Annotated in this window: 11 protein-coding genes and 3 other RNA genes; 9 read left to right on the forward strand and 5 right to left on the reverse strand. The window is 39.5% G+C overall.

All coding sequences use genetic code 11. The features are described 5' to 3' along the window. The 5 genes from F885_RS15235 to F885_RS15215 all read left to right on the forward strand — a co-directional run. Window positions 1-2,590 (forward strand): YadA-like family protein (locus tag F885_RS15235; RefSeq protein ID WP_005314236.1); only part of this gene is annotated, 2,590 nt, incomplete at its 5' end. Window positions 2,591-2,655: 65 nt separating this feature from the next. Beyond that, window positions 2,656-3,447 carry a trimeric autotransporter adhesin/peptidogylcan-associated protein TpgA gene (gene tpgA, locus F885_RS15230; RefSeq protein ID WP_005202348.1) on the forward strand — a complete coding sequence of 264 codons (792 nt, stop codon included), beginning with the start codon at window positions 2,656-2,658 and terminating at the stop codon, window positions 3,445-3,447. A gap of 419 nt (window positions 3,448-3,866) precedes the next feature. Beyond that, window positions 3,867-4,067, forward strand: a complete 201-nt coding sequence (locus F885_RS15225; RefSeq protein WP_004808602.1) for a hypothetical protein — start codon at window positions 3,867-3,869, stop codon at window positions 4,065-4,067. Between the two features lie 230 nt (window positions 4,068-4,297). After that, window positions 4,298-5,536, forward strand: a complete 1,239-nt coding sequence (locus F885_RS15220) for a putative solute-binding protein (RefSeq protein WP_005202349.1) — start codon at window positions 4,298-4,300, stop codon at window positions 5,534-5,536. A gap of 80 nt (window positions 5,537-5,616) precedes the next feature. Then, complete coding sequence (locus tag F885_RS15215; protein WP_005202350.1) at window positions 5,617-6,057, forward strand: SMI1/KNR4 family protein; 441 nt, start codon at window positions 5,617-5,619, stop codon at window positions 6,055-6,057. A gap of 104 nt (window positions 6,058-6,161) precedes the next feature. On the opposite strand, the gene ssrS (F885_RS20555) is transcribed toward F885_RS15215, so the two are convergent. The 5 genes from ssrS (F885_RS20555) to F885_RS15205 all read right to left on the reverse strand — a co-directional run bounded on the left by ssrS (F885_RS20555) (window position 6,162) and on the right by F885_RS15205 (window position 8,149). Then, window positions 6,162-6,343: non-coding RNA, 6S RNA (gene ssrS / locus F885_RS20555), on the reverse strand. Between the two features lie 137 nt (window positions 6,344-6,480). Further along, a non-coding RNA gene (gene ssrS / locus F885_RS20560) (6S RNA) lies at window positions 6,481-6,669 on the reverse strand. A 139-nt stretch (window positions 6,670-6,808) separates the two neighbouring features. Next, window positions 6,809-6,998: non-coding RNA, 6S RNA (ssrS, locus tag F885_RS20565), on the reverse strand. Window positions 6,999-7,307: 309 nt separating this feature from the next. Next, window positions 7,308-7,592, reverse strand: a complete 285-nt coding sequence (locus tag F885_RS15210; RefSeq protein ID WP_005202351.1) for a cell division protein ZapA — start codon at window positions 7,590-7,592, stop codon at window positions 7,308-7,310. 2 nt (window positions 7,593-7,594) lie between these two features. Then, window positions 7,595-8,149, reverse strand: a complete 555-nt coding sequence (locus F885_RS15205; protein WP_004808598.1) for a hypothetical protein — start codon at window positions 8,147-8,149, stop codon at window positions 7,595-7,597. Window positions 8,150-8,215: 66 nt separating this feature from the next. On the opposite strand from F885_RS15205, the gene F885_RS15200 reads away from it, so the two are divergent. The 4 genes from F885_RS15200 (at window position 8,216) to F885_RS15185 (ending at window position 12,861) form a co-directional block, all read left to right on the forward strand. Continuing rightward, complete coding sequence (locus F885_RS15200; protein WP_005202352.1) at window positions 8,216-8,848, forward strand: UPF0149 family protein; 633 nt, start codon at window positions 8,216-8,218, stop codon at window positions 8,846-8,848. A 69-nt stretch (window positions 8,849-8,917) separates the two neighbouring features. Next, complete coding sequence (gene pepP / locus F885_RS15195; protein WP_005202353.1) at window positions 8,918-10,237, forward strand: Xaa-Pro aminopeptidase; 1,320 nt, start codon at window positions 8,918-8,920, stop codon at window positions 10,235-10,237. Between the two features lie 183 nt (window positions 10,238-10,420). Then, a complete protein-coding gene (gene ubiH, locus F885_RS15190; RefSeq protein WP_005202354.1) occupies window positions 10,421-11,632 on the forward strand; it encodes a 2-octaprenyl-6-methoxyphenyl hydroxylase in 1,212 nt (403 codons plus the stop codon). Next, window positions 11,629-12,861 carry an FAD-dependent monooxygenase gene (locus F885_RS15185; protein WP_005202356.1) on the forward strand — a complete coding sequence of 411 codons (1,233 nt, stop codon included), beginning with the start codon at window positions 11,629-11,631 and terminating at the stop codon, window positions 12,859-12,861. Before ubiH ends, F885_RS15185 begins: the two co-directional genes overlap by 4 nt. The last annotated feature ends 147 nt before the right edge of the window (window positions 12,862-13,008 follow it).

Here is a 13,008-nt window from a genome sequence, read left to right on the forward strand (position 1 = left end):
TAATGGTAGCCAATTATTCAACACCGCTAACAATGTGAAGAATATTGTAGGTGGCAATACGACGATTGATGCAACGACGGGAGCAATCACCACAAATAATATTGGTGGCACAGGCTCGAACACGATTGATGGTGCGATCACCAGCGTTAAAGATGCAGCAACCAAAGCGAAAACAACGGTTACAGCTGGAGATAACGTTGTTGTAACCCCAACGACCAATGCAGATGGTTCAAGCAACTATCAAGTATCGACAGCGAAAGATGTGACCTTCGACAAAGTGACTGTAGGTAATGTAGTTGTTGATAAATCAAGCAATACAATTGAAGGCTTGAGCAATAAAGACATTACGGCAGGTGATTTTGCAACTAAAGGTAGAGCTGCAACTGAAGAGCAATTGAAAGTTGCGATCAGTAATAACATCACTGAAGTTGTTGATGGTAATGGCAACAAGGTGAATATCATTGATCAGGTTGTAAATAAAAATCCAGATAACAAGAATCAAGATTCATTGTTCTTAACCTACGATAAGCAAGGTCAAGAAACGACGGATCGCCTGACGATTGGTCAAACGGTACAGAAGATGAATACCGATGGTATTAAATTCTTCCATACCAATGCGGATACTTCTAAAGGCGATTTAGGAGCAACCAATGACTCAAGTGCAGGTGGTATCAACTCTACTGCGATTGGTGTAAATGCAATTGTTTCAACTGGTGCAGACAGTGCAGTTGCTTTAGGTCATAACAGTAAGGCTGGAGGAAAAGAGTCAATTGCAATTGGTCAAGGTGCCGAGGCATCTGGATTACAATCAATCAGCATTGGTACTGGTAACAAAGTGAAAGGTGATCACTCTGGTGCAATCGGTGATCCAACAATTGTTGATGGTGCGAACAGTTATTCTGTGGGTAACAATAATCAAGTGCTTACAAATGATACTTTTGTCCTTGGTAACAATGTAACCAAAACAGTAGCTGGATCAGTTGTGTTGGGTAATGGTTCAGCAGCGACAACGGGTGCGGGTGTTGCGGGTTATGCATTATCTGCTATCACAAGTGCAGATAAGACAGCAATTGATAAAACAACTTCAACTACTGGTGCAGTTGCAGTGGGTGATGCGGCGAGTGGTATTTATCGTCAAATCACGGGTGTTGCAGCAGGTAGTGACGATGCCGATGCCGTGAATGTTGCTCAGTTGAAAGCTGTGGGTAACCAAGTTGTCAAGACTCAAACTGCGCTTGTAGATAGTTTGGGTGGCGGTGCTAAAGTTAATAATGACGGTACAATTACAGGACCGACTTATAATGTAGCCCAAGGTAATCAAACCAATGTTGGCGATGCATTAACGGCACTTGACAAAGCGATTGGCTCTGTAGGAACAACATCGAAAACGACTGTAACCAATGGTCAGAATATTGTTGTGAATAAGAGCAAAAATGCAGATGGCTCTGATAACTATGAAGTTGCAACAGCAAAAGACTTAACTGTTGATTCTGTGAAAGCAGGTGATACTGTTCTGAATAATGCTGGTATCACAATTGGTAATAATACGGTTGTGTTAAACAACACTGGATTAATCATTGATGGTGGTCCAAGTGTGACGACTAAAGGCATTGATGCAGGCAATAAGCAAGTTATCAATGTTGCAGCAGGTACGAAAGCAACTGATGCAGTAAACAAAGGTCAATTGGATAGCGCAATCAGCAATGTGAATAACACTGTGAATGAGCTTGCTAATAATGCAGTGAAATACGACGATGCCAACAAAGACAAGGTTACATTGGGTGGTGGAGCCAATGGCACCACGATTACCAATGTGAAAGATGGTACTGTTGCTCAGGGTTCTAAAGATGCTGTGAATGGTGGTCAGTTGTGGAATGTTCAGAAGCAAGTTGATCAAAACTCAACTGATATTCAGAACATTAATAACAACATTAGTAACATTAACAACGGTAAGTCTGGTCTGGTTCAACAGCAGACTGCCAATGGTGAAATTACGGTTGGTAAAGACACTGGTGGTACAAGTGTCAATGTGGCTGGTAAAGATGGTGATCGTGTTGTAACTGGCGTTAAAGATGGTGCAATTAGTGCGACATCCAAAGATGCGGTGAATGGCTCTCAGTTGAATGCAACAAACAAAAAAGTTGTTGAATTCTTAGGCGGCGGAGCTGGTTATGACAACATTACCAATAGTTTCACCAACCCAACCTACAATGTTGGGGGCAAAGATTACAACAATGTTGGCGGAGCAGTTGATGCTTTAAACAAAGCCGATCAAGCATTGAATAGTAAAATTGACAATGTAAGTAATCGTCTTGAGCAAGCATTCTACTCAACCAATCAACGTATTGATGACGTAGAGAAAAAAGCCAATGCTGGTATTGCCGCGGCAATGGCATTGGAAGCTGCACCATATATCGCTGGCAAATATACTTACTCAGCAGGTGCTTCTTATCATGGTGGTGAAAATGCAGTCGGCGTAACCTTACGTAAGACTGCAGATAATGGTCGTTGGTCAATCACGGGTGGTGTAGCTGCTGCATCACAAGGTGATCCAAGCGTACGTATCGGTATCAGTGGCGTAATTGACTAAGGGACTCGTTATGTAGGAGAGCCCTTAGGCTCTCCTCATCTCCAATAGATAAAGAGAGTTAAAATATGAAAAATATGATAAAAGCATTGGTTATCGGGATCACATCTTCTTTCGCAATGGTGACATTTGCAGCAGATGATGAAGTTGTTGTTCAACAAGAGGAAATCAAATTTCCAGCAGTTGAAAAGAGCTATCTCAAACAAGTGCAGCGTTATGAATACGATAATGTTGCTCGTTTAGGAACAGGTTTAACCAAAGACCAAATCCGACATGTATTGGGAAATCCTCAATTTAGTGAGGGTCTGTTCTTTGTTAAAACTTGGAACTACGTATTAGATGTTCGTCAGCCGAATAGCCAAGATTATTTACGTTGTCAGTTGCGTGTAGACTTTGACAAGCAAGCATTATCAGAACGCTTATCGTGGAAAGGCGAGGCCTGTGAAGGTTTAATGGCTTGGGGAGCGAATAATCAAGTTCCAGCAGATACCAATTTAAATAGTCTACGTTCATCAAGTGTATTTTTTGCATTTGATCGTTCAAATGCCAATGCAATTGAACAGGGACCTAGTTCAGTGGCAGCAATTGCACAACGGATCAAACAAGCGCCAGCGAATAGCCCTGTAATTGTTGCTGGCTTTGCAGATCCTTTAGGTAAATTTGCCTATAACCATCAATTATCAGCACAACGTGCCAATACCGTTGCTAAGCTGTTGGTCAATGAAGGGGTTGATGCGAATCGCATTCAAATTCAAGCTAATAGCCAAACGGATCTATACCAGCAATGTGCTGGACATAGGGCAAATAGTCAACTTGTAGGCTGCTTAGCTCCAAATCGACGTGTAAATATAAGCTGGTAAATTTATTCAATAAGAAATGGCTGCTTAAGGGTGGCCTTTTTTATTCCCGTGTAATACCTGATGGTAAAAAACTCTCCTTAATTTGAACGGTGTTCAGTACTTTGCTATAAGTGGCATTAATATTTGTCTATTTTTTTAATCTTCCTTTTTGTTTTAATTTATTGATTTTATGCGGTTTTTAATTTTCTGGTTTTATTCTGCATAAATAATAATTTTTGTGAACTGTCTGACAATTTGCTTTAATTTTGTTTAAAAAGTGATCTAATATACGCCGCATGAAATAACATTTTCAGATGTCAGTTTCATGTATCTAAATAATTAGATTGAATATTTGTGGGGTAAGTAACGAGAGTGGTTTCACTTCTTGGCTTGATAAAAATATTCAAATTTTTTAAAGCAGTTTTATAGAGGGAAAAACAATGTTGGATTCTAAAGAACTTATTGTACTCGATCAGATACTTGTCCTCACCAAAGAAGGCAAAAATGATTTAGTTTATGAAAATGACACATTACTAAAAGTAAAGATGATCTCGAATCAACACATTGTGGTCGAAGATGATTATCAGACCAATTTTCTATTAAAGCGACAAGATGAAAATGTCGTTTGGTCGTTTATTTAAGCTGAGAAGAATCGCATCTGAGTCGAAAAATTGGTCATAAAATTTTATTATTCAATGGTTTATTTTTATAGTGCAATTCTGTGATTTGGATGTTTATTCTCGTATAGTCAATATTTTTTTGTATTTTGACTCAATTGACACCATCCAAAGAAAAGCAGTCAATTCTATTTCTATGCTTTATCCTTAATTTGAATAAAACTATTGGGAAATAGCTAAGGATGGAACAGGTGATGCAAAATAATAAATTCACGACATTTTTGAGGCCTTTCGCTGTGTCATGTATCTTGGCATCATCATTTGGGGTGATAAGTCCAAGTTATGCTGCGCCCGAAGGGAAACTAGATTTAACGCTTTCTCCGCATTCACAAAATAAAGTTAAGCAATTATTAAACGATCCCAAAACTTGGCAACAGATTCCTAAACAAGTCACTTTATGCGTGTTTTCTCCAAATGGTGAGCATAGTGAAGCATTTGAGCAAGCAACCAGTTACATCACAGAAATTCCAAGTATCGTCCGTGTAGCCAAACAGTTTGGTGTAAACATGAACGTGACACGTCCTTCGCATTTACAATTCAAATTAGACTTTGATTACCCAAAATTGAAAAAACAGGCATCGACTGTGGTCAATCTCAAGGTCTATACCAATGAAGCTGTATTAACTGAAGATTTCCGTAGTAAACGTTGTGATGGGGCTGGAATTAGTAATTTACGTGCAAAACAGTTTAATAAGTTTGTGGGCAGTGTCGATGCGATAGGTGCATTACAAACCTATAAGCAGCTCAGTTCAGTGATTCAGGTTTTGGCTAATCCAAAATTTGATGAAAAGATGACAAATAATGATTATGAAGTGGTTGGAATTGTACCGTTAGGTGCAGCCTATATCATGGTCACAGATCGTAATATTAATACCTTGGCAAAAGCCGCAGGTAAGAAAGTTGCCGTGTTCCAATTTGATGAGACCCAAAAGAAATTGGTACAGAACGTTGGTGCTCAACCTGTCTCTGTTGATTTGGTAACTGTGGGTGGGAAATTTAATAATAAAGAAGTCGATATTATGGCAGGTCCAGCCATTTTATTTGAGCCACTTGAATTGCAAAAAGGCATGACTGATAAATCAGGCAAGGCCGTCGGTGGGATTATTAAATTTCCTGTGATTCAAGTGACAGGGACGCTGATTATGCACCGTAATAAGTTTCCAGCAGGTATGGGATCGATTGCACGTGAAGTCATTTCTAAGCAGTTAAATCCTGCATTTGAATTTGTCGACAAGATTGAAGCAAAAATTCCTGATAAATTTTGGTTGAAATTGAATGAAAGCGACAAACCTGGTTATGTTCGATTGATGCGTGAAGCGAGGATTCAAATGACCAAAGAAGGTTTTTACGACAAAGATATGATGAAGTTGTTGAAACAGGTACGTTGTTCACAAGACCCAAGCAATTATGAATGTGCTTTGAAAGATGAGTGATAAGTCATATCCAAAGAATTGATCATTGAGTCTGCAGAAATGATTTACTTTATTTAGATTGATATCTATTAGAGTAAATCATGGATGTGATTAATAAGATTAAAAGTAAATTACAAAAACAGAATGTAAGCTTGAATACACCGGCAACATGGCAGGAAATTTTGGCTTTTGAATACAAGTATCAAGTCAAATTATCGCCAATTTTAAGAACTTACTTCTTAGAGTTTAATGGTATAGCTAACCGAGATATGGATGATAACTATTTTACATTTTTGTCGCTGGCTGACTTTCAATTATTCGAAAGTATTTCAAGCTACTATGATAAAGATAAGTATTTATATCCGAACTGTTTTGTATTTTCGGACTATCTAGTCTGGTGTTGGGGGTATGTGGTACAACTCGATCAGCTTGGTTTGGATGGTGTTGTATATCAAGTGGGAGGGGTAGAAAAAGTAAAAATTGCAGATTCTTTCACAGCATTTTTAAATCAATATTTAATCGATAGTGATGAATTATTATAAAAATAATTAATGGGGACTGTTAAAAGCATAAGGTTCATTCGAGATAAATGCTTTATTAAAGATATAATTAGAAGTTAAATTATTATTTTAATTATATTTAAAAAAGATACTCCAGAGGTGCCGCTGCATGGTCGTTACCCTGAACCCGATGAGTTCAAGGTGGAGGTGACGCATACTTAATGGGTTTCCTACTCGAGGCAGGCATACACTCAAAATACACAGAACACATCCATAAATTTAAGTATCGGCAGGGGAATAGACGTACTGGCGAACACCCTAGAGATGTTTCCTATTATAGTTAAATCAACAACGACCACAAGAGTTAAATATTGTGATTTGTATGTTTTACTAACAATTAGAAAATTAAGTTTAATAAGATTATAAAATCTAAAAACAGGATAAATCGTTATTTGAAATCAAATATGGGTCTCCAAAATGCCGCTGCATGTCTTTACCCTTGAACACTAAGGTTCAAGGTGGAGAGCGCTGTATATTATCTGGGTTTCCTACTCAGGGTAGGCATACACGCTAAATATTCAGAAACGCTTTCCGATTAAGAAGGATATCACGGCTCAGGGGAATCAGACCGGCTGGCGTACACCTCAGAGATGTTTTTAATTATAGTGAAATTAGGGGCTGTCGCAAGGGGAGAAAATAGAGAGATTTGTAAGTTTAAGTTTACAGTTAAGATGTTAAATAGAAGTGACTGAATTGAAAAATATAATAAATAAATCGATTTTTTAATTAAAAAATAATCTCCAGAAGTACCGCTGCATGTCTTTACCCTTGAACACTAAGGTTCAAGGTGGAGAGCGCTGTATATTGTCTGGGTTTCCTACTCAGGGTAGGCATACACGCTAAATATTCAGAAACGCTTTCCAATTAAGAAGGATATCACGGCTCAGGGGAATCAGACCGGCTGGCGAGTACTCCAGAGATGGATTGCATTATAGTGAACTCTGACGATGTTGCAAGGACTCCACTAATATTATTTGTAAGTATAGCTTAACAATGTGTAAGCTTATGTTTAGGTCATTTATGCAAGAAAAGAGCAGGATTATTCATTTTTTCCTGAATAACATTTAAAAAATAAACATATGAATTGACTCTATGTTAATACTTTGATTGAGGTCAAAAGATAGAGAAGTGATAAAAATTACAATGGGAGTAAGATAAAAAGGAAAAATTATTTTTGTGTGAAAGCTTGTTTAATAAAAAAGCCTGAAATTTGCATTTCAGGCTTTTTTCATTCAGATATTTTGTTCAACATCTTCTAGAATAGTTTCTAAAAGCCGTTCGCAATGAGCGTACTGTTGCAAAGATTTATTTAAGCTAAACACTTCTTGTGCCATCTGTAACGCAACCATAATCACAAGCTTATTATGTTCAACTCGTGGGGCACTACGACGCATGTCATGGAATTTTTGATTAAGTAGCTCTGCGGCACGCTCTAACTCTTCACGTTTTTCTTCTGTCGTATTAAGACGGAAAGTCTGTTCAATTAAGCGAAGTTCGACAACGATTGGTTCACTCATGATCAGATCTCCTCTTGGGTTTCAGCATTAGGGTGAGCAAGCTGCTGAATTTCTTGTGCATGCTGATCCTGTGCTGTGCCTAAAATTGAAAGGCGCTGAATAATAGCCTCGACTTTAGATTTTGCTAGCTCATTTTTTTGTAATAAGCGATCACGATCTTGTTGTAAATCTTGAATCTCTTGCTGACTATGGCGTTGTTGTGCTTGTAATTTTTCTTTATTGACACGTAGGTCATTACGCTCAGCCAAGATTTCTTGAAAGCGATTTTTCAAATCAGTGGTGCTTTTCTCTAAACGGCTATAACGTTCCGCTAAAGTTGTTGCATCTTGATTCAGTTGTTTAAATTGATCTTGTAACTGAGTCAGTTGTTCAGTTAAGTTATCAACTTCTTCCTGCTTTTGCGTGATGATGCTATTTTTCTGCACAATTTGTGCATGTTGGTCCGTTTCAGCTAATTGCTTAGCTTCGGTGAGCGAAGTATTTTCTCGCTCTAAGTGATGTAAGCGTGTTTTTAAAACACCAATATGCGCTTGTAGACGCTGTAATTGTTCTAACATAACGAAGGTCGCACAGAGTTGCAATCAAAGGTAATATATACAGCAGTATAGAGGTTGGATAAACGAATGCAAGACGATATTTCAGGTTGGACAGAATGGAATGCTCATTTTGATGGGATTGAAGAAATTTCAAGCCCAAGTGAGTTACACGGTTTACTAACTGGTATAGTTTGTGTGACACAAGCGCCGACTGAAGATGAATGGTCACAAATCTTAAACACCCTGAATGTGCCTGCTTTACAGCCAGAAGCACTGCAAAGTTTAACCGATGAAGCAGAAGATGTGGCACATGCTTTATCGGATGATGAATTAGATTATTTACCGATGCTCCCAGATGACAACCATTTGCTAGCTGATCGTGTTCAAGCCTTGGCAGATTGGTGTGCAGGGGTGGTACTGGGTTTTGGTTTGGCTTCTGGTCATATCCGTGCTGAGGAACAAGAGCTGATTGAACATTTACAAGATGTTGCAGCTGTTGAGTTCGAAGACTCGGATAATGATGAAGAAGGTGAAGAAAGCTATCAGGAACTGTATGAGTTTGTACGCTTGATTCCTGTGAGCTTATCGATTGGTCGCACCAAGATTCCTGTAGCCGAAAGTTCTTTATTGCAAAACTTTCATGCCAAAAGCAGAAATCAAGACAATCCAGCTGATCCACAAACAGTAGTAGAAATGTTTACCCCACATCGTCCGAGTTAACTCGGGCGGTGCCTTAACACCTTATAAATAAAGATACTTACAATCATTCATCTTCATCAGAAGGACTATATGAAATTAAGTCAAGCCGATTTTAAACAACGTCGTGATATTCTCGCTAAAAAAATAGGCAGCAATAGCATTGCAATTATTGCGACACGAGCAGAAATGTATCGTAATCGCGATGCTGATTATAAATATCGTGCCGACAGTAGTTTTTATTATCTCACTGGATTTGCCGAGCCCGAGGCGGTTGCGGTTATTGAAACCTTTGCCGAAGGTGAAGAGTATAGCTACAGTTTGTTCTGCCGTGAACGTGATCGTGAAATGGAAATCTGGCATGGCTATCGTGCTGGTATTGATGGTGCGATTGAAATTTATGATGCAGATGAAGCTTATGCGATTGACTTATTAGATGAAGAAATCATCGAAAAAATTCTAAATAAACAGCGTCTTTACTATCGTATTGGTCAGCAAGCTGAGTTTGATGCACGTGTTAGTCAGTGGATTCAAAAGGCAGATGCAGAACAGCGGCGAGGTAGTGCTGCACCTGCTGAGTTGATTCAGCTTGATCGTATTGTTGATGAAATGCGTTTGAAAAAATCAGCCCAAGAAATTGAGTTGATGCAGATCGCATCGAATATTAGTGCCGAAGCACATACTCGTGCTATGCAAACTGTTAAACCTGCGATGATGGAGTATGCACTGGAAGCAGAACTCAATTATATTTTTGGGAAAAACGGTTGCGTACCGTCATATAACAGTATTGTTGGTGGCGGTGAAAATGCCTGTATTTTGCATTATGTTGAAAACAACAAGCCACTCAAAGATGGTGATTTAGTACTTATTGATGCAGCGTGTGAATATGAATTCTATGCGTCAGATATTACGCGTACATTCCCTGTCAACGGTAAGTTTAGTCCTGAACAGAAGGCGTTATATAATATTGTTTTAGAAGCGCAGCTTGCTGCAATTGATGCGACACGTATTGGCAATCATTATAAATACCCACATCAAGTTGCAGTGAAAATCTTAACTCAAGGTTTGGTTGATCTTGGTTTGATGAGTGGCGATGTTGATGAATTGATTGAAAGCGAAGCATTCCGTCAGTTCTTTATGCATGGTACAGGTCATTGGTTGGGTATGGATGTACATGATGTTGGTGCATACAAGACTGGCGAAGACTGGCGCGTTTATGAAGCAGGTATGGTGGTCACTGTTGAACCCGGCTTATATGTTGCACCTGATGATGAAACCGTCGATGCAAAATGGCGGGGTATCGGGATTCGTATCGAAGATGATATTGTCGTTACGGAAAATGGTCCATTGGTTTTGACCAAGAATGTAGTGAAAACTGTTGAAGAGATTGAAAGCTTGATGGCAAGCCATTAAGTTGAGATTGAGAAAAGGCTTATCGATCGATAGGCCTTTTTTATTTCGTTTGATGACCAAGACAACTTTTGAATATATTTTAAAAACATAGACCAAACAAAGTACAAATTCCAATCCTGATTTGAGTTAGAGTAAGATAGTCCCGAAACATCAAGTCATGAAAAACTGATAAGGAATAATATTATGCAGCAACAAGTCATCATTGTCGGTGGAGGTATGGTTGGACTCAGCCTTGCTTTAATGTTGGCAAAATCTAATATCGCAGTAAAGTTATTAGAAGCTGTGAAATATCCGAATTTTGATGATGAAAATGTTGCGCCTTATCATTCCAGTTTTGATGCGCGTAATACCGCATTATCACGCCGCAGCGTACAGATTTACCAAAAGTTAGGTTTGTGGGAAGCCTTACAACAACATGCTACCCCAATTCTGCAAGTGCATATTACTGAGCAAGGCAGTTTTGGTAAGGCTCGTCTCGTTGCAGAGCAAGAAAAAGTAGAAAGCTTTGGGCAAGTGATTGAAAATGCTTGGTTAGGTCGAGTATTACTCACCCAAGTGCGTCAACAGCCGTTGATTGAGTTGATTGATGGTGTGCAAGTAACTTCACTGACGCAAGATGCAGATCAGGTACAAATCGAAGCCATGCGTAATGGCGAATATATCCATTCCTTAAAGTCCAAGTTAGTCATTGCTGCTGATGGTCGCGATTCTTTCTGCCGCCAAGCCATTGGCGTGGGTGTAGATGAACATGATTATGACCAAGTCGCGATTGTGACCACTGTACAGACTTCTAAGCCGCACCAGCAGGTTGGCTTTGAACGTTTTAGTGCGTTGGGACCATTGGCACTTCTACCTTTACCAGGCGAATACCGCCGTTCAGTAGTTTGGCCTGTGAAAAAAGGTACTGAAGCAGAATGGTTAGGTGAAGAAAATGATCAACATTTCCTTGATGCTCTACAGGAAACCTATGGGGATCGAGCAGGGAAATTTGAAAAAACAGGCAAACGTTTTAGCTATCCATTGTCGCAAGTGTTAGCAGATAAGCAGGCGGTTGGACGTGTGGTGTTGATGGGGAATGCAGCACATACCATTCACCCAGTGGCAGGGCAAGGTTTTAACCTGTGCTTGCGTGATGCAGATGTGCTGGTTCGGTTCCTGATGGAGCAGTTAGCAAAATCAGATGATATTGGCGCGCCTGAAAATTTATTGGCCTATGAACAATCACGTTTGAAAGATCAGCAACGTGTAATCAAGTTCTGTGATTCGGTGGTGCGTGGTTTTAGTAATCAGAATCCAATCCTCAAATTATTACGCAATACAGGATTGATTGCTTTTGATGTGATTCCAGGTGTTAAGCCTTTGGTTGCCAATTATGCAATGGGGCTAAAAGCATGAGTGAAATCTTAGATGTCGTTATTGTCGGTGGTGGTTTAGTTGGCGGTTTAACAGCTTTATTACTCGCGCAAGGTGGGGTACAGGCGACGGTGCTAGATGCTGCACCTGTACTTGATCAGGATAAAACTTTGTCAGTCATGAATCCAAGGGTATTGGCACTCAGTCAAGCCACCATTCATTTACTCAAAACAGTGGATGTCTGGGATGATTTAGCACGCCAAATGCCCTATTCAGGCATGCAGGTCTGGAATAAAAATGGCTATGGTGAAATTAATTTTGGTCATGCTTCGGAGCAGCAACCTCAATCAGATCAGGCATTAGGTTCAATGGTTGAGCCAAGTGTTTTGAATGTTGCGATTCAACAAAAAATGCTGCAACAGCTCAAAGACTATCGTACCCAAGTCAAAGTCATTCGGATCGAACAGATTCCGCAAGGCTGGTCAATTCAATTGGCAGATGGCACGACATTAAAAACCAAGTTGCTGATTGGTGCAGATGGTGCGAATTCTTTTGTACGTGAGCAGGCGTATATTGATTTAGATGTACTGGATTATAAGCAGGCTGCGATCAGCTGTGCGATTAAAACCACGCGCCCGAATCAATATGTGGCTCGACAGATTTTCCTACCGACAGGACCATTGGCTTATTTACCGATGGCAAGTCTTGATCCTCAAGAAAACGGTTATTGGCAATCAATTGTTTGGACTTTACCAGATGATTATGCTGATGAGTATTCAGCACTCAGCGATCAAGCATTTATGCAACTATTGACGCAAGAAAGCCTACATATGTTGGGTGAGGTGGTTGAGGTGCGTTCTAGAGCACAATTCCCATTAAAAGCACGTGCAGCGCAACGCTACATCAAATCAGGCTTAGCACTGATTGGTGATGCCGCGCACGTGATCCATCCTTTGGCTGGACAGGGTGTGAATATTGGTTGTTTAGATGCCGCTGTGTTGTGTGATGTGTTACTACACGATTTAAAACGTGGTGTGTGGGCCAACGAACAGACTTTATTGCGTTATGAACACCAACGTAAGGGTCAAAACGACGCCATGATGCATAGTATGTCTGCGATTGGATGGATTGAAAGTTCAGAATTATTTCCCTTTGTTTGGGCAAGAAATTTTGGTTTGAAACAGGTTGAACAGTTCGATTGGTTTAAGGATCGTTTTATGCAACAAGCCAATGGATTAGGGACATTGAAAGACACACAATATGCATGTTAAAAAATAGTAGATATTTTTTAAACAATCATTTATAAATCAGAGTGAATTTGGTCATAAAAAGTACGTTTTAACAAATATTGTGCTTTGCTAAATCTGAAGAGCTTGCTAAATTCCACCTAGTTCTGATGGCCAAATAGCGATGATGAG

Source organism: Acinetobacter higginsii, assembly GCF_000369845.1.
In the GTDB taxonomy this organism is placed as follows: Bacteria; Pseudomonadota; Gammaproteobacteria; order Pseudomonadales; family Moraxellaceae; genus Acinetobacter; species Acinetobacter higginsii.